Here is a 24,774-nt window from a genome sequence, read left to right as displayed (position 1 = left end):
TTATATTTTCGTGCTCATCCTGTTTCCGCAGGATGAGTGATTTTACGCAACCGGCTCGCGCTGACGACGACCGCTACCGCAGAAGCTGCGGCGGCGACCCACAGCGCAACATGAATTGACCTTTCATCTGCGGCCAGCAGAACGGCCACGGCGGCGGCGCCCAGACACTGCCCGAACGTGCGCATAATGGATAAAACACCGGATGCATAGCTCGCATGCTCACGAATAACGTTGGAAAGCATTTCCCGGTTATTGGGACTCTGAAAGCAGCCAAACCCCACTCCGCACACCAGACTCCGCAGGCAGATATCCCACACTGAAGGGCGGTCGGGTAATGTTGCCAGCAGGATCAAACCGACGACAAAAATCATCAGCCCCAGGGTGGATATCGCCGGGGCTGAAATCGTGTCTGCCCACCGGCCTGCATGCGGCGCAATCAGTACGATCCCTAGCGGCCACGGCGTAAACAGCAGGGCAGACAACACCGGGCTGTAGCCGTATTCGCTCTGAAACAGGAAGGGTAGCGCAATAAAGGTGATCCCCTGGCTGACAAAAGCAATCATCGACGTGAAGGCCGCGAGGGTAAAACGTTCATTTTTAAACATCATCGGCGGCAGTAAGGGGTTATCCGCGCGGCGGATCTGCCAGATAAACGCCATGCCGCTCAGCGCAGCGAGCATTGTCCAGCAAAGGCTACCGGGATGATAGTCCTGGAGGCTGTTCGCCGCCATGATCGTCGACCCCAACAGCAGCGCCGACAATATCGCGCCCGGGGTGTCGAAAGGCGCTTGCTTTCGAACCGCATCCCGCGGCAGCGCTTTGACCGCCAGCAGTAAGGCGAGGGTGCCGGGAACAACATTTATCGCAAACAGCCATTGCCAGCTCAGGGTGTGAAGGATCGTCCCGCCCAATACCGGGCCGATAGCGGAGCTGGAGGCGATGAGCAGGGCGTGTAACCCCAGAATGCGGCCAAGCAATCGCCCGGGAAATACGGACCGCAGGATTGCGGGGGCAATACTCAGCGTCGCCGCGCCGCCGATCCCCTGAAGCACGCGCATACCGATAAGCATTTCGGGTGTATTCGCCAGCGCGCAACCCAGTGATGTCAGGGTAAAGGTCGTCAGACCTGCCAGAAATACGGGGCGATAACCCAGGCGGGCCGCAAGCGCCGCGAATATCGCCAGCGTCATCGCAGCCGCCAGCAGATACCCGTTGGCGAACCAGACGGCAATACTGGCAGGTACCTGCATCTCCTGAGCCATGGAGGGCAGGGCAATGTTGATCATGGTGCCATCAAACACGCCCATTAAGGTGGTGGTCATAATTGCGGCCATCACCCGTGCGCGCGCCGGACCAGGCAGTCCTTCGTCGCCGGGTTGACTGGAAAAGAGCATCATCATGTTGTCCTCTGAGAAGAGTGTATGGATGACAAAACTATAAAGATGGCTTTTACAGGGCGGAAGGCGCACCATTTGCACTTTATCGTTGCACGAAACGCCTTATCTGAATGAACAGGAATGAGCGCTATGACCGATCCTGATTTTAATTTACTGATTGCACTCGACATATTGCTGAGCGAAGCGAGTGTCGCAGGTGCAGCATGTCGTCTGAACCTCAGCACCTCGGCCATGAGCCGGACATTAAGCAGGTTACGCGACGTTACAGGCGACCCGATCCTGGTGCGCGCCGGACGTAACATGGTACTAACCCCGTGGGCCGAAGCGACCCGGGATCGCGCCAGACGTGCAGTGCACGAGGCGAGGGCGGTATTGCAGCCCTCAACTGAAACGTTCAGTGCGCAAAGTCTGGCGCGCCTTTTTACCATCAGGGCAAACGATGGTTTTGTGGTGGCGTTTGGGCCTGCGCTTATAGCGGCTGTGGCCGACGCCGCGCCGGACGTCTGTATACGCTTTGCGCCTAAGCCGGAAAAAACGTCGCGCTATCTTCGGGAAGGGCTGGTTGATCTGGAGATTGGCGTCCAGAGCAATATGGGGCCTGAAATACGGCTGCAACGGTTGTTTGAGGATCGGTTTGTGGGCGTCGTGCGTAAGGGACACCCGCTGGCTAAGCAGGCAGAAATAGGCGTGAAGGATTATGTCGCCTGGGGCCATGTGGTAGCGTCACCCGAGGGCGCGTTGCACGGTTCCGTTGACGATGCGCTGGCCGAACTGGGGACAAAACGTAAAATCGCCAGCGTCGTACCGGGATTTCCGACGGCGCTCTCCGTGGCGCTGGAATCGGATCTTATCGCCATGATACCCGCGCTCTATTTACTCAATCAGCAGGTAACGGACCAGGTACATCTGTTCGAGCTGCCGTTCAAAAGCCGTCGTATTACGGTATCGCAGATGTGGCACCCAAGAATGGAACGCGACCCTGGTCACCGCTGGCTGAGAGAGCAAATTCTTGCGATATGCGGTGTGGAGAGGTCAGACATGATTAAGGGCTCTGTATAGCGATTGCTATACACGGCGCTTATGCTATGCTTGTAAAGCAATTGCTATACAAGAGGTATACCCATGAAATCAGATGTTCAACTCAATCTCAGAGCCAAAGAATCCCAGCGGGCGCTTATCGATGCCGCCGCAGAGATCCTCCATAAATCACGAACGGACTTCATTCTGGAGATGGCCTGTCAGGCAGCCGAGAATGTGATCCTCGATCGACGTGTATTCAATTTTAACGATGAACAGTACGCAGAGTTCATTGACATGCTCGATGCCCCGGTCGCGGACGATCCTGCCATAGAAAAACTGCTGGCAAGGAAACCACAGTGGGACGTGTAACAGCACCAGAGCCCTTATCCAGCGTCCATCAACTGGCGGAGTTCGTCAGCGGAGAGGCCGTGCTTGACGAATGGCTAAAACAAAGAGGTCTGAAAAACCAGGCGCTCGGCGCAGCCCGAACGTTTGTCGTTTGTAAAACGGGCACGAAGCAGGTCGCGGGATTTTACTCTCTGGCTACCGGCAGCGTTAACCATACGCAAGCGACAGGTAATCTGCGGCGTAACATGCCGGATCCCATTCCCGTGATTATACTTGCCCGTCTGGCTGTGGATGTCTCGTTACGCGGAAACGGGTTGGGAGCCGATTTACTCCACGATGCGGTTTTACGCTGTTATCGTGTAGCAGAGAATATCGGGGTGCGGGCGATTATGGTTCATGCACTCACTGAGGAAGCCAAAGCGTTTTATATCCACCATGGTTTCAAAGCATCGCAGACTCAGGAACGGACACTGTTTCTCCGGCTTCCCCAGTAGCGATAGTCGGATCGCCGCACGTAGCGGCGGGATTTTAATGGAATGAATGTTTAGCGCGTCTGGCTGATAAGCTTGCGCCAGACTCTGTTATGCAAAGTAAATAGCAGCATCTTATAGAAAGCGGTAGAGAGGATACAGATACCGCTAAGCCCAAGCATGACAATACTTACCAGCGCCGCGGTCAGACTGACGCCCGGAGAAGAATTACCGCTCAGCGCGGCCAGCAGATAGGCTGCCGTTAATACCAGGCTTAGCACCGCCAGCGTAAGATGTAACCGCACGGCACGCATGCTACCTTTGCCAATCATAAACATCGTCACTCCGTTGATGCCAGCGAAGAGCAGGGCGATCAGCACGACCCACACGAATACGCGCTCTGCTGGCTGGCCGAGTGCGGCGAGTACGCCATACCCCAGCCACAGTTGCGGAATGGCGAAACTGACAATCACCCCGAGCGTACTGACCGCCGCCGGAATACCCATGGTATGTAGTCCCACAGGCTTAACCATATCTTCAGCCAACTGCGTCTTAAGCTGCTGCAACTGTGTCGGGGCGGCATTTTTTATGCTGGCGGACACCTCGTTACAATATTGCAGGCGACGGGTTAAAACTTTAAACATTTATATACTCAGCGTTTAGTTAGGTAAAAATGACTGCAGCACACCAACTACATAACGCCCTGACTGGACGGTATTTTGTGGGTTGCGGATAGTCCCTGTGAGTGAACTCCCCACAAAGGCCGATGCGTTGTTGACCGCACTCATTAACTCGCGCTGCAGTGATTTTTGTAACGATTCGCTGGGGAAACGTTTCGGATAAACACCTGCACGGATCGCGGCCTTTACGCCAGCACTGGAGATGCCTGGATTCTGCGCTTTAATAATCTCTTCCGTGATGCGCTTACGCTCGGCACGGCTCATGCTCTGGAACCAGGCGGTAACTTTACCTGAAGATGCCGCTTTCATCAGCTTGTACGTTTCTAAAGTACCTCGTAGCGCGGTTCCTGCCGCAGTCAGCGAAATGACATCCAGAACCGTTGTGGTGGCAACGTACCAGTCCTGGCTGTCGAGCCAGGCAACATCGGAACCATGGTCGTTATGGATAGCCAGCAGACGGCCCGCGCCAATCATGCATTGTGCTCCCGTAGCCAACGAGCCGGACAGGCTAATCGCCGCAATCACGCCGGATCCGCCAGCGGTAAAAGGCACAGCCGCACCAGCACCAAACGCCATGACAAGCGTAACAATCATCGCGCCACAGGCGAAACCGGTTGAAGTGATTTCAGTCGCAAGTGACGGCGTGGTTAACGTCGCCACCACGGCTTTTTCCGCACTGGTTTCCTTAGCATCCGGAATTTTACTGATGACCACATGGCTGACGGTGCTCTGATTTACATCAGCAATGCGTCGTGACGGACGAACCAGCCAGCGTTGCTTGCCATCATCGAAAATGATGCCGACATTGTAAAAGTTACGTGTACAGTCGAGCTGCGCGGCTAGCTTTTTAAAGTCGATATCAGTACCGGCCTGTAGGCCAAGGCTTCGAGAGACATCATAAGAGGGAAGGGTGCTGTCAGGCGACTGCTGACCGGGTAGATTCATCAGAGAGCTCCTTCATCCCGTGAGGACTGTGAATTAGCAGGATAATTTATTGAAAAACTTATGATTCCAACCTTAAGACTTAGATAATAGCAGCGTTAACTCAGCGATCAAATCACAAACTCATTATCACAACAGACCTATGGAGGTTATTTAACATAATATACATTATGCGCACTAAGGTTGTAACAGCAAAATTGTAATGTCCGTTCTGGGATAAGGATAAGTTAAGTGTACATCACATAGATTCACCATCGAGGGATTCTGATGACGGCACACGCAGCGGAGTTTTTCACTATGGACAAAGTTAACCGACTCAAAATCATTCAGGGCGTTGTCGTCCAGCCTCTGACCACACTGATGGCCGCGCAGCGCCTTGATATTTCAGACAGTCACAGCCAACGCCTTCTGTTGCGTTACAATGAATCTGGCCCACTGGGTATGGCTGGCCGTCGTCGCGGGAAACCCGGCAATAATCAACTACCGGATGGTCTTGCCCGGTACGCATTCAATATTATCCGCGAACGCTATACTGACTTTGGGCCTACGCTGCCAGCGAGGAACACGAAGAACTGCACGATGTTCACCTGTCAAAATATTGGGAAGTACATTGAGGTCTGGCATTACCCGGATGGCCGGAAAGAACTCAGGCTAAACGGAGTCATCCTTCCCTACTCCACTTATAATCGTATTCAGGAAATTGATTAGGCTGCTATCGTGGACAACAAGCGCCTCGGGCAGATTCCTTAGTTTATTAAGCTGGTTCAGGACAAACGTTAGAAGATTATTTATACTCTGAATTCTTTTTCCGGTAGTGAGTGACCTGTATGGAAGAATGATAAATGCCCGACATGAGCGAAGAACGGAAGTTCTGAATGCTACTAACATTGAGATGCCTTGAGTCATAACAAGCAAGTCAACATAGTTGGCTTAAGGATAATGATCAATTTCAGCTGATAACTAATAAATGGAAATGTTTTACTATAATAAAATGTGGTTTTGAGGGGTTAGGGATTGAACTTATATGAAATTTTATAGCATAGATTATCTACAAATGCAGTCTAATATCAATGACTATTTAAAATACATAGTTATATTTAGTACTTTATTTATCTTGATCGTTGTTTTTAGCCTGTATATGCGTCATCGCCTGCAAACCAAATATCGTGACTTAACAATCATAGTTTTCTTGTTTTTGCTCTTCATTTCTGGTGTTCAGTATGCTGATTATACTGATAGTCAAAATATACATTCCCAATCCTCGCAAATGGTTAATTTTGTTAGGCTCCTATCACAAAAAAAAGATGTGAATGTAAATGCTATATTTTCCAGTTCCGTACAACTCTCTGATGGCATTATCGTTAAAATTAGTGATGTTTTTTATCGCGTCAATTTGAGCCCGGATCAAAAAACATACAATTTAGTAGAGGTTTCGTTAGTAAACCCAGAAATAGAAATCATAACAAACTGAGGTGTGGAAATGATAATTTATTTACCTATCATTATAAAGTTGGGCCTGGGGATACTGTGTTTAATTGTTCAAATAAATCTTATGGGAAAAGGAAATCTGGCCCCCTCATCTGCAATGGACCAGGTTCAAAACTATGTGCTGGGGGGAATTATAGGAGGCGTAATTTACAACGAATCTATATCGGTTCTTCAATTTATTCTGGTACTAATCATATGGACTCTTTTGGTCTTCGCTCTTAAGTTCCTGAAGGAAAACAATCGATTAATTAAAAGGATAATTGATGGGAAACCGATTACCTTAGTACACAATGGCAGTGTTAATGTTAAGGAGTGTTTACGGAATGGTGTTTCTGCAAATGATCTAATGTTCAAATTAAGAGCAAATGGAATTTATGAGATAGAACAACTAAAACGCGTTGTTCTCGAACAAAATGGGCAATTAACCATCATACAAAGTGGCGATGAAAATATACGCTATCCAATTATAGTGGACGGTTTGGCCAACCATGACCTTCTAGAAATCCTTAATAAAGACAGTGAATGGTTAGAAACTGAAGTTACAAAGAAAGGCTTCAGTAAAATTAGTGAAGTATATTTAGGTGAGTACTTGTCAGGTAGGATTAATTTATACGGATATGAAAAATAACATCCAAACAATAACACCATTTTATCAGGAGGCAGCCATTTCTGGTGTGCCTCCGCCTGAGAATATTGACATTAACGTCCGCTCCTGGCACAGATCAAATATTTGAGCTTTGCGCTGCCCCGGGCATCTGAACTTGGCTTTGACAATGATGTGGAGACTCAATATTAATCTAAAACGTTATGATTAAGAGAACATATTTTTTGTTCTCGCCAGCAGGAATGCCGTAACTGAGGTGGCGTCAGTGATTTTGCCGTCACGTATTAATTGAGCAAAGGCACTAATTTTAATTTTTTTCACCGTCAGGCCGTATTCTTCCTCCTCCAGTTGCTGGCCGGTAAATGTCAGCTCCGTGGCAAGGTAAATATGATAACCCTGGGCTGAATAACCCTGTGCGAGCTTTTGATAACCGACGTACTCCATTTTCCCGGCGCTTAACCCGGTTTCTTCTTTAAGCTCGCCTCTGGCAACGTCTTCAGGTACAGCGTCGCGAGAACATTCCCAACTTCCCTGAGGGAGTTCTGTGGTTCTCTGGCCCAGAGGGTATCGGTATTGTTCAACCAGATAGATTTCATCATTCTCAACCGGAATGATGACCACGAAATCATCTTTTTCAATGACGGAATAAAGCCCCTCGCTCCCATCGGCTCTCAGAATCCGGTCTTCCTTTAGCGACATCCAGCGGTTACGATAAATCTGTCTCGATTCCAGTGTTTTTATCTCTTTCTTCACGGTAAGCCCCTGATTTCTTTGCTTGTAGCTCTCTAACAGTAACGTTAACGCCTTCACCGTGCAATACATCAACGCTCATAACTGTCGTTACGGTCTTGCGTGTTCTCCACGGCAGTCACCTGCACATCCTTAAAGCGCAACCCATCCACACCGGAAATTTTCCCGAACTCTGACGCGTCAATCAAAATTCCGTCCAGCGTTAACCCGGTCACAGGACGCTCCGGATACCCCTCAATGAAAAATGCCCGCGAGAAATATTTGTTGTCTGAGCGACGCGCCGTCATATTTTTAATCGTCAGTCCGCTGACCGCAGTAAGACCGGCTTCGCCCTCAACACCTTCAGCCAGCTTGCGCCAGTGTTCTGGTTTATCAGATAAATTTCCCCGGTCGCCATAGCTGTACTGCGGAAACCAGTTCAGCTGGATCAGCACCGGAAAATGTACGTCCGTAAGATGTAAATTTTGGACGGTGATATCACGGATAAACCCGCCCCGGTTGCGGGCCGACTTAATGCGAAACCCGACGCCCGTACCGTTAAACGCGTTATCTTCTATCAGGACGCGTTCAATGCCGCCTGAGGTTTCGCTCCCCAGCGTGATCCCGGACCCCTTATTCAGCGTACAACCGCGAATCACTATATCCCGTGCTGTACGTGCTTTTTGCGCCGCTTCGCGTCCTCGTCCTGATTTTATGCAGATATTGTCGTCATTACAGGAAACAATGCAGCGTTCAACCCGCACCTGTTCACAGGAATCGATATCAATCCCGTCGGTGCTCGGCCCCGCAGAATTGCTGATTTTCACGCCCTCAACCGTGATATGGCGCGAATAACAAAGGTGCATGTTCCAGAATCCGGACTCCCGACTGGTAAAATCACGCAGCAGAATGCTCTGGCTTTCAAAGACCAGAATATTGCGCGGGCGCTGACAGTCGTAATCAACCACCCAGCGCAATCCTCTGGCGCTGTAATCGCCGACCATGCCGCTGCGCTCGTCATCGCCCCAGAAGCGTCGCCACCAGATAACACCCTGCCCGTCTATCGTGCCTGTACCGGTAATACTGACGTTTTCACAATCGATGATATTAATAATGCCTGCCGGCCAGCGCATATCAATGCCCGCCACCCGGGTGTTTATCAATGGATAATCAGCCAGATCCTGGCTTCCAACGAGCTGTGCGCCAGCGTCCAGGCGAAGCGAAACACCGCTTTTCAGGAACAGTGCTCCGGTCAGAAAACGGCCTTGCGGAATAACAATGACATCGTTCTGTTGAGCGCTATTTATGGCCTGCTGAATGGCAGACGTTGACAGGCGTTGCGCGGTTGGGTCCGCGCCGCACGTCAGAATGGAGACCGCTTTCATGGCTTGTCCTTAAACAGATGAAAGCCTTAGTCTAGAAATCCGCGTGAAGGATAACCTTTGTCTGTTTGACAGCCACGCGGTCAGGCTGGCAAAAAAGCAGATATTTACTGGCTTGCGATCACCGCAACGCCCTTTTCTTTCAGAGCGCTCACCCAGCGTTCATCCGTTGTGTTTTCAACAACCAGCGTATTCACCAGCGACAGGTCGCCAATCACAAACGCCGAGGCCGTGTTGATCTTTTCCGGTGAGGCCAATACCACCGTTTCCGCCGCTCTGCCGGAAAATGCACGTTTGATGCACGCTTCTTCGTAATCTCCGGTGGTCAGCCCGGCCTCAGGATGAACGCCGGTGACCCCCATGAAGAACAGATCCGCATGAATATTATTGATGCCTTCAATAGCGGCCGCGCCGACCGTGACGATGGAGTGTTTATACAAACGACCACCAATCAGGATCACCTCTATGCATGGATGGTCGACCAGCCCCAAAGCGATACCCGGGCTGTGCGTCACCACGGTTATCCGTAAATCGGGTGGTAAGAACGTAATAAGTTCGGAGGTGGTCGTCCCGCCATCAATGATCACCACCTGCCCCGGTGAAATGAGCTGCGCGCCTCGCCGTGCCACGCGTTTTTTTGCATCCATTTTAACGGACTGACGCTCGGCAAAAGGCGCAATCGCTGACGATGCTGGCAGTGCGCCGCCGTGAACACGCTGCAAACGCCCTTCTGCCGCCAGTTCACGTAAATCCCGGCGGATAGTGTCCTCAGACACCGAGAAAAAGAGGCTGAGCGCAGTAGACTGGACCTGACCTTCCGCCTCCAGTTTTTCCAGAATCAACTGTTTACGCTGGCTTGTGAGCATGAATTATTCCTGTTGTTGCACGATATGCCTTGTATTTGCACGATAGTGCTGTTTATGATGCTTACTCTACGAGAGGAGAGCCAAACGTGCAATCAAAACGTGCAGATATACGCATCATCAACAGCGAAACGTTGTCCGACAACTGGTATAACCTGAAAAAATACACTTTTGACCTCAAGCGCAGCGATGGCGACTGGCAGCGACAAGAGCGTGAAGTGTATGACCGGGGGAATGGCGCGACGATCCTGCTCTATAATCGCGACAGCAAAACCGTCATTCTGACGCGTCAGTTCCGTTTCCCGGTGTTTATAAATGGTCACGAAGAGGATCTCATTGAGGCGGCCGCCGGGTTGCTCGATAACCTTGACCCGGAAAGCCGGATTAAGGCCGAAGCGGAAGAAGAAACCGGGTATAAGGTGACGCGCGTAGAGAAAATTTTTGAGGCCTATATGAGCCCGGGCTCGGTTACCGAGAAACTCTACTTCTATCTGGCGGAATATCATCCGCAGGATCGGACCAGCGCGGGCGGCGGCGTTAAAGCAGAGGGAGAAGATATCGACGTACTGGAAATGACGCTGGACGACGCGCTTCGGGGCATTGAAAATGGGCAGATTGTCGACGGAAAAACCATCATGCTGCTCTATCACCTGGCCCTCAAAGGCATTTTATAATCTCACCATTAGCCAGATACCTGCCCCGGCGCAGGTATTTGCCTGTGCTATTCTTGCTGAACACCTCAACATGGAGATGCGAAAATGGCCGACTGGGATCCCTCTCTTTATCTACAGTACAGCGCAGAACGCACACGTCCCGCCGCTGAGTTACTCGCCCGGGTGCCGCTTGCTGACATAACCTCTGGCGTGGATTTGGGCTGCGGGCCAGGCAACAGCACCGCGCTGCTGAAACAGCGCTGGCCTTCTGCGCAGATCGCCGGCGTGGATAACTCCCCGGCCATGCTGGAGGAAGCCCGACAGGCCCTGCCAGACTGCCACTTTGTTGAGGCGGATATCCGTCACTACAAACCTGACCAGCCTCTCAGCCTGATCTACGCCAACGCCTCATTGCAATGGATCCCGGACCATTACCACCTTCTGCCACATCTGGTTTCACTGCTCCAGTTAAACGGCGTGCTGGCGGTGCAAATGCCTGACAACTGGCTTGAGCCGACGCACGCCCTGATGCGTGAAGTTGCCTGGGAACAGGGCTACCCCGATCGTGGCCGCGAGCCATTGCCGGGTATCCATGCCTACTACGATATTCTGACGGAAGCGGGATGCGACGTGGATATCTGGCGCACCACTTACTTCCATCAGATGAGCTCTCATCAGGCGATTATTGACTGGGTCAGCGCGACAGGGTTACGCCCGTGGTTACAGGAACTCAACGAAAGCGAGCAGAAAAACTATCTGAAACGCTACCTTGAGCTGCTGGAAGAGCAGTATCCGCTCCAGGAGAACGGGCAGATACTGCTGGCTTTTCCGCGCCTGTTTATGGTCGCTCAGCGGGTTCCGTAAGCCGGATCAGGAACGCGCTTCCTTGAGCAACTGCTGAATTACGGCCTCCTGCTTGTCGTAGTTCCCCTCGCCAAACGCGGTGTAACGCAGCTGCCCTTTCGCATCGAAATAGTAATGTGCTGGCCAGTACTGATTTCCGAACGCGCTCCAGATTTTGTAGTTATTATCCGTCACTACGCGGTACGGCAGCTGCCATTTGTTGACCGCGTTTTTCACCGATGATAACGGCTTTTCCCAGGGGTATTCCGGGGTGTGGACGCCAATCACTACCAGACCTTCAGACTGATATTTCTTCGCCCAGTCACGCACGTGCGGAAGCGTATGCTGGCAGTTGATACAGTCCCAGGTCCAGAAATCGATAAGCACAACTTTCCCCCGCAAGGCCTCAGACGTGACAGGGTCACCGTTTACCCAACCCGTACCGCCGCTTAATGACGGTAGCTGGCTGCCCGGCGTCGCGTCAGCGACCGGTTGCAGTTTCACCTGCGTGGAGGTGGGTTGCGCAAGGCTCAACAGGGCATTTTCCAGCTGGTCGGCAATACCGTTGGCGCCTTTCAGGGCTGAGGTCATCCCGCTGGCGTTGAACGCAACGGCGGCTAACATCATCACTCCCGCTCCCTGACGCAAACGCGCCATCAATGCGGATTTGGCTCTCAGAGGGGTTATCAACTTACGGCCCCCCGCGACAAGCAGCCCCAGCATCAACGCGCACCCGCTGCCGTAAGCGGCTAACAGCGCTCCGGTTGCGATAGCCGAGTGGCCCGCAATATTAATGCTGAAGATCGCCCCGAGAATCGGTCCGGCACAGGGGGACCACAGCAGCCCGACGGCCAGCCCTGCCAGAAAAGCCGAAACCAGGCCGCGTCGCTGCATGCTGTGGGTGTTGAGAACGTTTCCCGCGCTGACCGCCGGGCGGGCAATGCGCTGAGCGAACTGCGGAAAGATCAGGGCCAGGGCGGCAATGCTCAGTACCAACAGCGCAATCCAGCGACCGATAATGGTGGCGTCAGCGATCCACTCGCTGGCAACCGTTACTACCATCGCCACCAACGTGAACATCACAATCATTCCCGCCAGAAGCGCCAGAATGTGTTTGCGCTGCCCCTGAAAGCCAGCGAACAGCAGAGGAATGACGGGAAGCGTGCACGGACTGAGCAGGCTAATCATGCCGCCTAAAAAAGCGATTATCAGAAACATAACGACCTCACGATACGGTTGCTGCGAAGGTGCAGTGAGGTCATTTCACCGTACGAATGTGTTCAGGCCGTGTGCGAAAAGCTGAATTTTGTCTGCCTGCGTATCGGCGCGGCGTGCAGATACACAGGCGTACAATTAACCGCGCGGAAGGGTCACGCTTACGGCCAGCCCTCCCTCTGCCCGGTTTGCAAGATGCAATTTCCCGTCAAGCTGGGCGGTGAGCTGCGCGGCAATGGCGAGGCCTAACCCGGTGCCGCCCGTTTCCCGGTTGCGCGAGGTTTCAACCCGGTAGAACGGCTGTAACACCGCCTCCAGTTCTGCCTCCGGGATGCCAGGGCCGTTATCCATAATGCGGATCGCTACCTGCCTTTCATTTTCATCAATCTCTATTACCGCGCTATCGCCAAACTTCAGCGCATTATCGAGCAGATTGGTCATTACCCTGCGCAATGCCTGGGGACGAGTGACGATCGGCAGACGCGCATTGCGTGCATGAAACTGCACGTTTTTACCAATGTCCTGATAATCACTGGCGATGCTGTTAACCCACGCGTTCAGTTCCAGCTTCAGCGTGGTCTCTTCCAGAGATTCTGATGACCGGGCATAGGCAATCCCTTCCCGTACAAGGCGCGACATATTATCCAGGTCGCTCAGCAGCTTATCGCGGAGTTCGGGCTGATCCGCCATTTCGATCCGCAGCTTCATGCGCGTGATGGGCGTCTGGAGATCGTGAGAAATGGACGCCAGAATCTGCGCGCGTTCACGCAGATAGGTCTGTATCCGCGACTGCATCTCATTAAAAGCGTGCGCTGCCTGGCGCACCTCAACCGGACCTTGTTCAGTCATCGGAGAATGGGCCGCAGGATCGAGGGAATCAACCGCGCGCGTGAATTGCAGGAAGGGTCGGACAACCTGGCTCACGGCAATCCAGGAGCAGAGCGCGACAAGTAACAGCTGAAGAACCAGCACCACGGGCAACCAGCTGGCGACAGGCGGCATGCGCGGGATCAAATCGATGGTGAGCGGTGCGCCGTCGCGGAGCGTCAGATGGGCCTGAATATGGGAAATCGGCCCTGGCACCGCCGTAAACTGAAGCGGATATTGGGCTGAAAGCGTCTCTTTCAGGGTGCGAATCGCATCCCGCGAGCGCTTGTCAGTTGGCGCGGCGCCTGCCTCGCCGGGGCCAAGGATATAACGATAATTACCGCGACTGAGCCGTTCCAGCCACTCTGGCCGCTCTTTGGCCGGAAGCCGGTTGAGAATAGCCACGCTGGTCGCCACGTCGTTCTCAAGATTGCCCAGCATAACCGTACGCGCGCTGCGCATTCGCTCAACCATGACCAGCGTCAGGCTGAGCGCGTTAGCCAGCAAGAGCCCGAGCAGCACAATGATCAGCAGCCGGGCCAGTAAGGTGCGGGGCCACAGCGTCATTCATTGGCCTCGACGATGGTCACCGGCATGGTAAAAACGTAGCCTTCGCTGCGAACGGTTTTAATGTAGGCGGGCGTGCGGGCATCTTCATTCAGACGCTGTCGCACGCGGCTCACCAGGAGATCAATCGAACGCTCAAACAGCTCAGCATCACGTCCCTGCGTCAGGTTCAGCAGCTGGTCGCGGGTCAGCACCCGTTGAGGATGATCGAGGAATACGCGCAAAAGGCGATATTCCGCCCCGCTGAGCGCCACAACCATCCCCTCGTTATCAATCAGATGACGCGCCACGGTATCCAGCTGCCATTCCCCGAACACCACCAGGCGCCCTGCCTCGGTCACCTGAAGATTAGGCGGCATAGTACGAAAACGACGCAGGATAGCTTTGATACGCGCCAGCAGTTCGCGGGCCACAAACGGTTTCACCACGTAATCGTCGGCGCCCATCTCCAGCCCCAGGATGCGGTCCGTGTCCTCGTTGCGCGCGGTGAGCATCAGGATCGGCAGATCCTTATGCCTGCTGCTGCGCAGCTGTCGACACAGCGTCAGGCCATCATCGCCGGGCATCATCACGTCCAGCACCACCAGGTCGATATGCTGTTTGTCGAGCACTACGCGCATCTCTTTCCCGTTCGCCGCGCTAGAGGCGTGGTAGCCGGATTTCACGAGGTAATCGACAATCAGCTCACGAATATCCCTGTCGTCATCGACGACAAGGATGTGATCAATATGCTCCACCGCAGGCTCCCTGATTAAGAGGTAACGGATTGAAAATAGCACATATCAGAGCTTATCCGCGTCGACAACCGCGTTAACAAAGTCCTGCGGATCTTCCTGCGGCGGGTTGTGGCCAACCGTTGCGCCGAAAGCACGGTGCTCATATTTTCCGGTGAATTTCCCCGCATAGGCTGCGGGTGCAGGATGTGGTGCCCCGTTGTTACCGCCCTCGATGGTGATGGTCGGCACCGTAATGTTCGGCAGCTTAGCCAGCTTTTGTTCGTAGGCGTCATATTTCTGCTCCCCCTTCTCCAGCCCCAGACGCCAGCGGTAATTACTGAGCGTGACGGCAACGTGGTCCGGATTATCGAGGGATTTGGCGCTGGCATTGAAGGTGGCATCGCTGAATTTCCAGTCAGGCGAAGCCTGAGACCAGATCAACCGGGCAAAATCGTGCGTATTTTTAGCATAGCCTTCCGCACCGCGCGGCGTGGCGAAATAGAACTGATACCACCACTGTACCTCTGCCTTCGGCGGTAAAGGCTGTTTGCCAATCGCCTGGCTGCTGATCAGGTAGCCACTCACCGAGACCAGCGATTTCACGCGTTCCGGCCAGAGCGCCGCAACGATATCCGCCGTACGCGCCCCCCAGTCATAACCGGCAAACACCGCCTGTCTGATATTCAGGGCGTCCATCAGGTTGACGATGTCTTTTGCCATTGCCGAAGGCTGGCCGTTTCGCGGCGTTTTTTCAGAAATAAAGCGCGTGGTGCCGTACCCGCGCAGGGACGGCACAATAACACGATACCCCTTTGCGGCCAGCGCGGGGGCCACTTCTGAATAACTGTGAATGTCGTACGGCCAGCCATGCAGCAGGATCACCGGTTGCCCCTCTTTTGGCCCGATATCGACATAACCGACGTTAAGATCGCCAGCGTTAATCTGTTTTACCTGGTTGAAGGCCGACGCGTAATCCTTGCCCATCGCTTCCGCCTGACAGGACATCACGGTGCCAAGCGAAACGGTCAGGGCGACTGCTGAGTATGCGAGTTTGTTAAACATGATGTTATCTCCGGGTGAGTTCAGTTGACGGAGATATATCACCATGCGTTTGTATAGGAGATGTGTGGGGATACGGTTTTATTGCATACCTGTGTATGTACCGCAGAGGCAGATACAGTGTGATACAAACCCAGGTATTAAACGACTAAAGCGAGATTCGGTACCGGACGTAATCGTCAGCTTCACCATAGTGGTCATACAGCTTACGCGCCGGATTGTGCATGCGGGTTACCCAGTAGAGTTTTGACCACCCTTCCCGCTTACCCTCATCGATCAGGGCGTCGATAAGCGCTTTACCCGCCCCTGCGCCACGTTCGGCAGCGTCAACAAATAGATCTTCCAGATAGGGGTAAGTTTGGATATCGAAAATTATGTACGTTAAGGTTAATTTTTTGCCATCACGTCATTAGTATATTCACAAACAGACTCGCCATTATTGACTGTATGCTGGAGATTCAGCTCCGTTAAGTAGCCGTCTGCCAGATACAAAACCCGGTCTGCAGAGGCTATGGTTTCCGGGCGATGGGCTATCAGCAGAACAGGAAGCCCCAGTTGACGTAAGGTCTGGCTTATCCGGATTTCACTCTCAACATCAAGGTGGCTGGTCGCTTCATCCAGTAACAGGAATCCCGGTTTCTTGTACAACGCCCTTGCCAGCAGAATGCGTTGTTTTTGTCCTCCGGAAAGCCCTCCGCCGGTTTCACCAATCAGCGTCTGATACCCCATCGGCATTGCCATAACATCGCTGTCGATAAGTGCCAGTCTTGCGCACTGGATCATTCGTTCATAATTTCGGTCATCACTGAAAAAAATAATGTTATCTGCTACAGAACCTTTGAAAAGATGGTCATCCTGCAGTACGGTACCGATACGCTGACGAACCTGAAAATAATCCGGATGCGTATGCAATATGCCAAATGCCCTGATCCTGCCCTCATCAGGGATGTGGATCCCAAGGATAAGCTTCACCAGTGTCGTTTTCCCGCATCCGGATTTACCTGTAATGGCAACGACTTCTCCGGGATTGAGTGTCAGCGACACCCCGCCGATTATCGGATTTTCCCCTCCCTTGTGGCTGAAGATGATGTGCTCAAGTACTAGAGGAGCATGAGCATATTCATCCATCTCCCTGCGGGATACAGAAGGAATGTGCGAAGCGTTGTTATGCTCACGAAAAGGCTGTTGCTGAAGGCCTTCTGTCGGGGTCAGTACAATATCAGCCAGTCGTTCGTTGTAAACATCGAGCATACGCCAGGAAAAAAACTTATCAGTCAGGCTACTGATACTGGAAGAAAAACGCGTCTGATAGGATAAATAAGCAACCAGCATGCCGACGGTGAAGGTTCCATTCAATACCTCCCCGGCGCCTTTCCACAAAATGATTGCTGATACCACGCTGCCGGTAAGAGTGTGAGCAATGTCATAGCACATCAGCAGACGGCTCTGACGCAACTGCGTATTTCTGCGGGCAACGTTGAGATTCAGCCAGGCGGCCTCACGATGTGCCGTCACACCGTTAATTCTCAGGCTGAGGATCCCGTTGAGTGTTTCAAGAAAATGCCCGGACTCCTTGGCACCTGCATCCCAGGCATCTTCTGCCGACTGTCGAAGGGACGGATACCACAGTGCCCTCAACACACCATAGAAAATGGCTGCAAGTACGGCGATCAATGTCATTTCAGGACTGTACAGCAGCATCATGCAAAGCGCAGTCACCACGAGCAACACATCCAGAATACCTTCCAGCACTTGCGTAGTCAGCGCCTGCTGGATGGTATCTACCGCCTCAAAACGAGCATTAATACTCCCCTTACTGCGTGCATCAAACCAGGCCAGAGGAAGATGGACCAGATGATGGAAAACCCGTGCTGTCCACTGCATGTTAAAATTGACGGACAGTGTAATACTCGCCCACTGGCGGGCCAGTGACAGCAGCATCTGGGTCAGTGACATCAGCAGAAGCGCAATAATAATGACGGTCAACAAACTCTGGTCGGCAGCCACCAGGACTTCATCAATCACCAGCTGGTTGAGAAGCGGGCTTCCCAGTGTCAGGATTTCGAGTGCCACGGCAAAAACGATAATTCGCGACATTGCCGACAACAGACCCGGTGTTTTACCTGTCAGTTGGCGCAGATGGATTTTTTTCCTTTCATCCCGAGCGGTAAAATCACTGGCTGGCATCAGCTCCAGCGCGACGCCGGTGAAATGTTTTCCAGCATCCTGTAGGGAGAGCGTTACTTTTCCCTTTTCCGGATCATGAATAACCAGCCTGCTTCCGCGAACTTTATGTAGCACAACAAAATGATTCATGTTCCAGTGGAGAATACACGGGAGAGAAAGGGATCTTAGGTCCTCAAGCTCCAGCCGAACTGCCCGGCTGGATAATCCGATACCGGCCGCACATTCAGTCAGTCTCTGCAGGGTCATCCCTTGTGAGCTGATACTGAAACGTTCGCGCAGTGTGGGTAAGTCTGTTTGCAGACCATGCCAGCAGGCCATCATGACCAGGCATGCCAGACCACATTCCGCTGACTCTGTCTGTCGGGTGAGAGGAAGCTGTTTTCTCCCGGTCCATTTAAGTGTATCCATCACAGCTTTCCTTTCAGGCTCCAGAGCGGCTCAGTCAGCCACTCCCACAAATTGCGGGTATCCAGGCTGACATCCCCCTCAAGAACCATGCCGGGGCGCAGGGCTTCCTGTTTCCCATAAGCCAGAATAAAAGTATTTTCAGGTTCAACGATGACGCGGTAATGACCTTCATTCTCCTTCCAGGTCACAGGAGATACGGAGAGTAAATCAGAAGATGTCAGCGTTGTATGGCTTATTTCACGGATAGTCCCGTACTGCACACCAAACTTCTGATAGGGGAAGGCAGAGAACCGCAGGGCAATACGCTGCCCCGCCTGAATAAAGCCAGCATTCTGACTGGTAGCATAGAGTTCTATCTGCAAACGGGCATTGTCGGGAATGAGGGTCATGACAGGTTCAGATGCCCTGACAGACTGTCCCTGTCTGACCAGCACGGCAGCAACGGTTCCGGATACCGGTGAAGTCAGCGTGAAATTTTCCTTACCTGCCAGTTCGTCCTGCTGTTGCCTGATCACCTGCAACTGCCTGTCCATTTCAGCCTTCCGGCTATCACCCTGAACGATGAGATGGTCAAGGTCGTCTTTAGCAGCCTCCATCGCGGTGTGCAGTTGCAGAAGCCCCTGACGCTGATCCTCAACGTTTTGCTGTGACGTTGAAACGTCAATCTGCTTCTGCTGGTATTCGATATCTGATACGTAATGCGTATCAGCAAGTTTCTTATAGCGCTCCATAACAGACACGGCCAGCGCAGCCTGATGCACGGCAAGTGACAGACGCTTTTCTGCACTTTTAACCTGAGGTTTCAGGGAAACTATTCGCTGTTGTATGGCATGCTGCTGCTGACTGTTGTCACGCAATTCCAGGGTCTGTTGAGAAGTCAGCATCGTAAACTGAGTTTGTAGGGAAAGTCTTATAGCAGCGAGTGTACCTGCCCCCTGTTCGTTGAAATGTTCACCGCTGATATGATAAAGAGTCTCACCGGCAATAATGTGTTGACCTTCTGAGGCGGTCAATTTGGTTACGTAGCCAGCATATTGAGGAGTGATTTTTACCAGCCCGGATGAGGGCATAACGATTCCGGAAAGGTGAGCCTTACGTGTATAGCTACCATAAAGAATAAAGAGTATCAGGCACAGAAATATGAATAACGTTGTGAGTGCGCTTACTGATAAACCGAATGACGCAGGTAAGACAATCTCACCATAATCAGAATCTGTTTGATGATTTAAAGCCTCTTCCCTGAAGATATTCATATCCCAAATACCCTTCAAAAATTTAACGACAAAACAAAAGCATTCATGCACGAATGAATTATAATAGGATAAAAAAGCCCTCTGCTTCTTATTCTAACTATTAATAGCAATATTGACACCAAAAAAAGAATGGATTGATCTAAAATGTTATAATACTGTCCATGCATCAGACAAAAAGACAATGAAGTCAATATACATGGGATAATATACTTTTTATTAAAAATTGAGTGGAAAACACCGAAGATACAGCCCCTGTATATAATCTCCTCATAATATGGGACTACGAAGGTGGCTATTATAAATGCTATAAAACTAATATGGGAAGGTCCATAATGATATAAATTATCCCTGTAAAGATAAACATTATACTGAACCAGCAAAATGACAAACAACACAACAATAGAAAATTTTATTGAAGTTAAATCTCTACTTGGGCGTAATTTAAAACCATCCAACTTCCTTAAGTAAAAAATATACAAGAAAAATGCAATTGAAAATTCCGCAATAAACAATAAGAAAAATGACACATCGAGAGTAAGATAGCGGAGGGTTATGGATGGCGATAACGTAATTATTATTGAGATAACAGACGCAATAAAAAGAACAATTACGTTTTTCTTACTATAAATGAATGGATAGACATGCCTAAAGATTATCATGTTCAACCTATTATTAATTCATATTTTATATAAGAATCAACAAATATGGCTATGATATCGTAATCATTTTTTGATATCATGCACTTTAACTTCAGTGAACATTTGTAATGATTCCATTCTGCAACACAACAATTTTTATCGGAGTGTACTTTATTTACTTTTAAACCTATTCATCAAGTTAACGCCCCATCGTGTTACTGCTATTAATACAATCAACGCAATAAGAAACCTTGATATAATCCCTGGCCGTGATACTTCGTCAAACTCAAGAACTTCAGCGTATTTCAAAAGGGTAAATGCGATAATGAAAAAAAATAAGTAAATTAGGAAATTTAAAAATTGTTTCATGCTTAACCCGATACTTGTGATTACATTAACTTTATCAAAAATAATAGCTCATCATGACTACTTCGAATAATCATTAAATATCGAAACACCTAGAATAACATTCAGTTATAATGAGCTTTTAAATTATTATCACACACAACTCAAATTACTTACCAACGGCATTGTCCGGGGCCGTTGTAATTATTACTTTTATCTTTACTACCACGATCTGAAAAACTATCTTTTGTGCACTGGCCAGCTATAGCTCCACCAATTACCCCAGCGGTCATACCCACTGGCCCCCCAGGAGAGCCGGCGATTAGACCACCGATGATTCCTGCGCCGCATGAGTCAACGCCCTTGTAAATAGAGCCATTGTTTCCTTTTGAATTACCAGGTTTAGAGCTGGTGTTACGACTACCGGCACCTTCATAATTACCGCTTCCATTGCCGCCACTTACTAATGCTATCTCATTAAGGCTTAATGCTCTTATATTCGACATAAATCATCTCCATTTAATTTAGTTTTGCATTTTGTGCTAAAAAAATATCTTACATTACTTAATGTAAAGAAAGTGTATTTATGTAAGCAAATGTAAATAAGCTATTGAACTTCGTAAACCGTAGCTCCATTTGGGAGCAGTTCAGCTCCTGCATGGGCAGGCCTATAACACGAAATCGACCTGGAGGTACGGTAATGTTCAGGCATCTTTTCTGACGTCCAGCGCGCAATCACTTCTGCGTCGTAACAGATTTTACAGCCATGGCGCATCGCTTCGTTACGGACGTGCCAGAGTGTTTCGGCTTCTTCGGGCCTGGCTTTTCTTGGCATTACATACTCCTTTATGGATAAATCTGAATAACAAAAGCACGACCAACTGGAATGTGATATTGATGAAATATCAGAACCCAAACAAATGATAACGCTCAAATATGGAGATCACCGGATGACGATACCCACGCTTACGACAGAACGCTTATTACTTAAACCCCTTGTTGCCGCCGATGCCGTCCAGATCCAGCAACGCTATCCCCGCTGGGAGATTGTCCGCTATATGGTGGCTTCAGTCCCCTGGCCCTACCCGGAAAACGGTGCTGAAAACTACGTCAACAACGTTGCACTGCCCGACATGGACAAAGGGATTGCGTGGTTCTGGACGATTCGCCGTCGCGAAGCGCCTGACGAACTGATGGGGGTGATTTGCCTGTATGACGTGGAGGACAACAACCGGGGCTTCTGGCTTGCGCCGGAATTTCAGGACCAGGGATATATGCGGGAAGCGAGCATTGCGGCAACGGATTATTGGTTTAATACGCTCAATAAACCGGTGTTACGTGCGCCGAAAGCGGCGGCCAACAGCCGCTCCCGACGTATTTCAGACAGCAGCGGCATGCGGCTTATCAGGACGGAGAAGAAAGCCTACGTCAGCGGCATGCTGGACTCGGAACTGTGGGAAATCACCCGCGACGAATGGAATGCCCGTCAGGTCAGCTGATAATACTTATCCGGCATCAGTCTTTCAGGGATGTTCTCTTCATCGTTCATCTGCAACAGATCGCGCTCCATCATGTTGCAGATGGCGTCCAGCGGCAAATCGTTATCTTCCGTCCCAAACGGATCTTCCAGCTCTTCTGCCAGCGTATCCAGCGAGATAAAAGTGTACGAAATCAGCGCAGAGACAAAGGGCGTCATGTAATGCAGATCCACAACCAGCGCAAACGGCAGCATGATGCAGAACAGATACACCGTCCGGTGCAGGATCAGCGTATAGGCAAACGGGACTGGCGTATTGGCGATACGCTCACAGCCAGCCAGCACGATGGACATGTCATTCAGGCGGTTGTTGAGGCTGTGAAACAGGATGTCTGAAAGCTGCCCGCTACGCCGCCGCACGGCCAGCCATTCCCCCATGATCAGCAGGATACGGTTCGCCGGTGAGTTGGCGCCCATCACGTTGCGTAAATCGTGAGGCGCCAGATAGCGAGACAGCTGATCGGCATTGGTTTCTCGGCGCAGGGTCATACGTAGACAGTTAGCAAAGGCGATTTGCAGGCGAACAAACTCGCCGAGATGTTTATCATCCGGTAAGGTGTTTTTTACCTCGCGAAACAGCGAGCGCGCCGCTATCATCAACTGCCCCCAAAGCAGACGTGCCTCAACGTAGCGGGAATAACAGGCGTTATTACGGAATCCCAGGAAGATGGCAATAGCCACACCCAGAATGCTGAACGGCGCGACGGTAAACCGAATGCCCAGCGAGGTATACCACGGCAGCATGACAATCACGGCGATGGAAAGCAGGAAGTTAAGCAGCAGTCGGGTATAAATTTTGGGGAGTACCGAACCATGCCAGACAAAAATCAGTTGCAGCCAGTGCTGTTGAGGTCGAACAATCATAATCAGCTTCAGATAAGTAAAGAGCGCGGCTATTAAACGTGATCCCCCTCACGGTTGCAAGCTTGTTACTAATTCATTGCATTTTCTGACCTGCAAAGCTTTACGCGCACGGTGCTGCATGTGCTTTTTAAAAAAAGAGCACATAGTATGTTGTAACTAAATAGGGTCTGTAAAAAACCCGGCAAACGCCGGGCATCATGATTAGCAGAGCGGTTTCACCGCATCGCGCATGCCTTTGCTTAAAATCGCATCCAGATCCTGCGCAACCTGTTCTACCAGTCCGTTCACCTGAGTCAGATCCTGCTCCCAGTGCTCGCTCACGCTTAACACCGACGATACCAGCTCACGGGTAGTGACCTGTTTGTCGTGATGTTGCGTCCACAATTGCTGGTAACGTTCAAGCCAGTGCGCATCGTCCTGCACCGGATAAGGCTCACCGTTGCGTTCGGCGCGGTAGAACGCAATCAGCGCCGCCAGGGCAAAGGTCAGGCGTGCTGGCAGTTTGCCGGTCGCCTTCTGCCCTGCCAGCAGTTGCGGCAGAATGCGGGTGCGGTACTTGGTCATCCCGTTCAGGGCAATCGACAGCAGCTGATGCTTAATGTACGGATTACGGAAACGCCCCGTTACGGCACTGGCGAAGGAGTGCAGCTCGTCGCGCGGCAGATCAAGGACCGGAATAATCTCCTCATAAATAGCCTTCTCTACGAACGCGCAAATTTCCGCGTCGTTCATGGCTTCCCCTACCGTATCCAGGCCGGCCTGAAAAGCGACCGGAACCAGCGCCGTGTGCGCGCCGTTGAGGATCGCCACCTTACGCTCTTTATACGGTTTGATATCGTCAACAATCAGGACGTTGAGTGGGTATTTATCCAGGCGCAATTCAGCTGCAAGTGATTTCGGCCCCTGAATAACAAACAGATAGAAATGTTCCGCCGTGTCGAGGAAGCTGTCGTGATAGCCCAGCCCGGCTTCCAGCTCTGCCACCTCATCACGCGGATAGCCGGTAACAATGCGGTCAACCAGCGTCGAACAGAAAGTGTTAGCATCATTCAGCCACGCAATGAATGCCGCCGGCAGCGCCCACTCCTGTGCATAGCGCAGCACCAGTTCACGCAGGGCATCGCCGTTGTAGTCGATGAGTTCGCAAGGAATGATAATCCAGCCTTTATCCGCTGCCCCGTTAAAGTGGGTAAAACGCTCGAACAGCAGACGCGTCAGTTTGGCCGGATAGCTGACAGCTGGCGCATCGTCAAACTTATCCCCCGCGTGATAGCTGATCCCCGCCTCCGTGGTATTGGAGAAGACAAACCGCATGTCCGGGTTATGGGCGAGCTTCAGAAATTCATCGTACTGGCTGTAGACGCTGATTTCACGATTCACGGAACGAATAAGACGCGCATCGCTTACCGCTTCCCCCTGCTCATTCAGACCGCGAATAATCGTTGTATACAGACCATCCTGGGTGCTCAGGGACGGCGGAAAATCGCTCTGGATCGGCCGCACAATCACCACACCGGCATTGAGATTGGTATGCTCGTTTAAGAGGTCGATTTGCCAGTCAACGAACGCGCGCAGGAAGTTACCTTCGCCAAACTGGATGATACGTTCAGGATAGCGCGCACCGGGGAAATCACGACGGTTGAGTGTGTTCACAATGGAGGTCCTTTATGATTAGTCATACAGCCTGATAAGATTGGTG

At 51.3% G+C, this 24,774-nt stretch carries 24 protein-coding genes and 3 pseudogenes; 10 read left to right on the top strand and 17 right to left on the bottom strand.

The annotated features are described in order from the left end of the window. Positions 1 to 14 precede the first annotated feature (14 nt). Positions 15 to 1,397 (bottom strand): MFS transporter, encoded by a 1,383-nt coding sequence (locus tag LOC22_RS21335; protein WP_230239568.1) that lies wholly within the window; start codon positions 1,395 to 1,397, stop codon positions 15 to 17. Between the two features lie 129 nt (positions 1,398 to 1,526). Here LOC22_RS21335 and LOC22_RS21330 point away from each other — a divergent pair, with 129 nt between their 5' ends. The 3 genes from LOC22_RS21330 (at position 1,527) to LOC22_RS21320 (ending at position 3,259) form a co-directional block, all read left to right on the top strand. After that, entirely contained in the window at positions 1,527 to 2,456 is a 930-nt protein-coding gene (locus LOC22_RS21330) for a LysR family transcriptional regulator (protein WP_230239189.1), read from the top strand. 63 nt (positions 2,457 to 2,519) lie between these two features. Next, positions 2,520 to 2,786 carry a DUF1778 domain-containing protein gene (locus tag LOC22_RS21325; RefSeq protein ID WP_003857131.1) on the top strand — a complete coding sequence of 89 codons (267 nt, stop codon included), beginning with the start codon at positions 2,520 to 2,522 and terminating at the stop codon, positions 2,784 to 2,786. After that, positions 2,774 to 3,259 carry a GNAT family N-acetyltransferase gene (locus tag LOC22_RS21320; RefSeq protein WP_003857133.1) on the top strand — a complete coding sequence of 162 codons (486 nt, stop codon included), beginning with the start codon at positions 2,774 to 2,776 and terminating at the stop codon, positions 3,257 to 3,259. The genes LOC22_RS21325 and LOC22_RS21320 overlap by 13 nt, the downstream gene beginning before the upstream one ends. A gap of 50 nt (positions 3,260 to 3,309) precedes the next feature. Here LOC22_RS21320 and LOC22_RS21315 read toward each other — a convergent pair whose 3' ends face one another. Further along, positions 3,310 to 3,879 carry a hypothetical protein gene (locus tag LOC22_RS21315; RefSeq protein ID WP_032648331.1) on the bottom strand — a complete coding sequence of 190 codons (570 nt, stop codon included), beginning with the start codon at positions 3,877 to 3,879 and terminating at the stop codon, positions 3,310 to 3,312. A 15-nt stretch (positions 3,880 to 3,894) separates the two neighbouring features. Continuing rightward, complete coding sequence (locus tag LOC22_RS21310) at positions 3,895 to 4,860, bottom strand: hypothetical protein (protein WP_032648329.1); 966 nt, start codon at positions 4,858 to 4,860, stop codon at positions 3,895 to 3,897. A gap of 264 nt (positions 4,861 to 5,124) precedes the next feature. Here LOC22_RS21310 and LOC22_RS21305 point away from each other — a divergent pair. The 4 genes and pseudogenes from LOC22_RS21305 to LOC22_RS21295 all read left to right on the top strand — a co-directional run. After that, a pseudogene (locus tag LOC22_RS21305) lies at positions 5,125 to 5,453 on the top strand (ISNCY family transposase); the annotation flags it as partial. Between the two features lies 1 nt (position 5,454). Continuing rightward, positions 5,455 to 5,604, top strand: a pseudogene (locus LOC22_RS22340) (ISNCY family transposase); the annotation flags it as partial. Between the two features lie 277 nt (positions 5,605 to 5,881). After that, positions 5,882 to 6,328 carry a DUF3290 domain-containing protein gene (locus LOC22_RS21300; RefSeq protein WP_014069654.1) on the top strand — a complete coding sequence of 149 codons (447 nt, stop codon included), beginning with the start codon at positions 5,882 to 5,884 and terminating at the stop codon, positions 6,326 to 6,328. A gap of 9 nt (positions 6,329 to 6,337) precedes the next feature. After that, on the top strand, positions 6,338 to 6,973 hold the full coding sequence (locus LOC22_RS21295) for a DUF421 domain-containing protein (protein ID WP_015570517.1): 636 nt from the start codon (positions 6,338 to 6,340) through the stop codon (positions 6,971 to 6,973). Between the two features lie 183 nt (positions 6,974 to 7,156). On the opposite strand, the gene LOC22_RS21290 is transcribed toward LOC22_RS21295, so the two are convergent. The 3 genes from LOC22_RS21290 to LOC22_RS21280 form a co-directional block, all read right to left on the bottom strand. Beyond that, the gene (locus LOC22_RS21290) at positions 7,157 to 7,771 is read right to left on the bottom strand and encodes an NUDIX domain-containing protein (RefSeq protein ID WP_080472113.1); all 615 of its coding nucleotides are present in this window, start codon (positions 7,769 to 7,771) and stop codon (positions 7,157 to 7,159) included. Then, positions 7,771 to 9,063, bottom strand: a complete 1,293-nt coding sequence (locus LOC22_RS21285) for a glycoside hydrolase family 28 protein (protein ID WP_230239188.1) — start codon at positions 9,061 to 9,063, stop codon at positions 7,771 to 7,773. The genes LOC22_RS21290 and LOC22_RS21285 overlap by 1 nt, the downstream gene beginning before the upstream one ends. A gap of 104 nt (positions 9,064 to 9,167) precedes the next feature. Then, entirely contained in the window at positions 9,168 to 9,926 is a 759-nt protein-coding gene (locus LOC22_RS21280; protein WP_015570520.1) for a DeoR/GlpR family DNA-binding transcription regulator, read from the bottom strand. 86 nt (positions 9,927 to 10,012) lie between these two features. Here LOC22_RS21280 and LOC22_RS21275 point away from each other — a divergent pair, with 86 nt between their 5' ends. Together LOC22_RS21275 and tam are read left to right on the top strand one after the other, a co-directional pair. After that, a complete protein-coding gene (locus LOC22_RS21275; protein WP_149121326.1) occupies positions 10,013 to 10,597 on the top strand; it encodes an NUDIX domain-containing protein in 585 nt (194 codons plus the stop codon). Positions 10,598 to 10,681: 84 nt separating this feature from the next. Next, positions 10,682 to 11,440, top strand: a complete 759-nt coding sequence (gene tam, locus LOC22_RS21270; protein ID WP_023296628.1) for a trans-aconitate 2-methyltransferase — start codon at positions 10,682 to 10,684, stop codon at positions 11,438 to 11,440. Between the two features lie 6 nt (positions 11,441 to 11,446). On the opposite strand, the gene LOC22_RS21265 is transcribed toward tam, so the two are convergent. The 9 genes and pseudogenes from LOC22_RS21265 to LOC22_RS21225 all read right to left on the bottom strand — a co-directional run bounded on the left by LOC22_RS21265 (position 11,447) and on the right by LOC22_RS21225 (position 21,180). Beyond that, positions 11,447 to 12,637, bottom strand: coding sequence for a cytochrome c biogenesis protein/redoxin (locus tag LOC22_RS21265; RefSeq protein WP_017382351.1), 1,191 nt, complete (start codon positions 12,635 to 12,637; stop codon positions 11,447 to 11,449). 135 nt (positions 12,638 to 12,772) lie between these two features. Then, positions 12,773 to 14,068, bottom strand: a complete 1,296-nt coding sequence (locus LOC22_RS21260) for an ATP-binding protein (RefSeq protein ID WP_230239187.1) — start codon at positions 14,066 to 14,068, stop codon at positions 12,773 to 12,775. Next, a complete protein-coding gene (locus LOC22_RS21255) occupies positions 14,065 to 14,805 on the bottom strand; it encodes a response regulator (protein ID WP_045349601.1) in 741 nt (246 codons plus the stop codon). The genes LOC22_RS21260 and LOC22_RS21255 overlap by 4 nt, the downstream gene beginning before the upstream one ends. 45 nt (positions 14,806 to 14,850) lie before the next feature. Continuing rightward, entirely contained in the window at positions 14,851 to 15,846 is a 996-nt protein-coding gene (locus tag LOC22_RS21250) for an alpha/beta hydrolase (protein ID WP_045340986.1), read from the bottom strand. 145 nt (positions 15,847 to 15,991) lie between these two features. Further along, positions 15,992 to 16,192 (bottom strand): annotated as a pseudogene (locus LOC22_RS21245) (GNAT family N-acetyltransferase); the annotation flags it as partial. Positions 16,193 to 16,230: 38 nt separating this feature from the next. Beyond that, positions 16,231 to 18,438, bottom strand: coding sequence for a peptidase domain-containing ABC transporter (locus tag LOC22_RS21240; RefSeq protein WP_017382355.1), 2,208 nt, complete (start codon positions 18,436 to 18,438; stop codon positions 16,231 to 16,233). Continuing rightward, entirely contained in the window at positions 18,438 to 19,691 is a 1,254-nt protein-coding gene (locus tag LOC22_RS21235; RefSeq protein ID WP_017382356.1) for an HlyD family secretion protein, read from the bottom strand. The genes LOC22_RS21240 and LOC22_RS21235 overlap by 1 nt, the downstream gene beginning before the upstream one ends. A gap of 14 nt (positions 19,692 to 19,705) precedes the next feature. Then, positions 19,706 to 20,350, bottom strand: coding sequence for a CPBP family intramembrane glutamic endopeptidase (locus LOC22_RS21230; protein ID WP_023300106.1), 645 nt, complete (start codon positions 20,348 to 20,350; stop codon positions 19,706 to 19,708). Positions 20,351 to 20,847: 497 nt separating this feature from the next. Next, positions 20,848 to 21,180: a hypothetical protein gene (locus tag LOC22_RS21225; RefSeq protein ID WP_071524110.1), complete on the bottom strand. Its 333-nt coding sequence runs from the start codon at positions 21,178 to 21,180 to the stop codon at positions 20,848 to 20,850. A gap of 444 nt (positions 21,181 to 21,624) precedes the next feature. Here LOC22_RS21225 and LOC22_RS21220 point away from each other — a divergent pair, with 444 nt between their 5' ends. Next, the gene (locus tag LOC22_RS21220; RefSeq protein ID WP_017382357.1) at positions 21,625 to 22,173 is read left to right on the top strand and encodes a GNAT family N-acetyltransferase; all 549 of its coding nucleotides are present in this window, start codon (positions 21,625 to 21,627) and stop codon (positions 22,171 to 22,173) included. On the opposite strand, the gene LOC22_RS21215 is transcribed toward LOC22_RS21220, so the two are convergent. Next, positions 22,161 to 23,075 carry a bestrophin family protein gene (locus LOC22_RS21215; protein WP_110870607.1) on the bottom strand — a complete coding sequence of 305 codons (915 nt, stop codon included), beginning with the start codon at positions 23,073 to 23,075 and terminating at the stop codon, positions 22,161 to 22,163. The genes LOC22_RS21220 and LOC22_RS21215 overlap by 13 nt on opposite strands. Positions 23,076 to 23,276: 201 nt before the next feature. After that, complete coding sequence (locus LOC22_RS21210) at positions 23,277 to 24,728, bottom strand: tagaturonate reductase (protein WP_047741284.1); 1,452 nt, start codon at positions 24,726 to 24,728, stop codon at positions 23,277 to 23,279. Between the last annotated feature and the right edge of the window lie 46 nt (positions 24,729 to 24,774).

The sequence above is a fragment of the Enterobacter sp. AN-K1 genome (genome assembly GCF_020971765.1).
GTDB classification, from domain to species: Bacteria; Pseudomonadota; Gammaproteobacteria; order Enterobacterales; family Enterobacteriaceae; genus Enterobacter; species Enterobacter hormaechei_C.
This window is presented reverse-complemented; position numbering and strand designations above follow the sequence as displayed.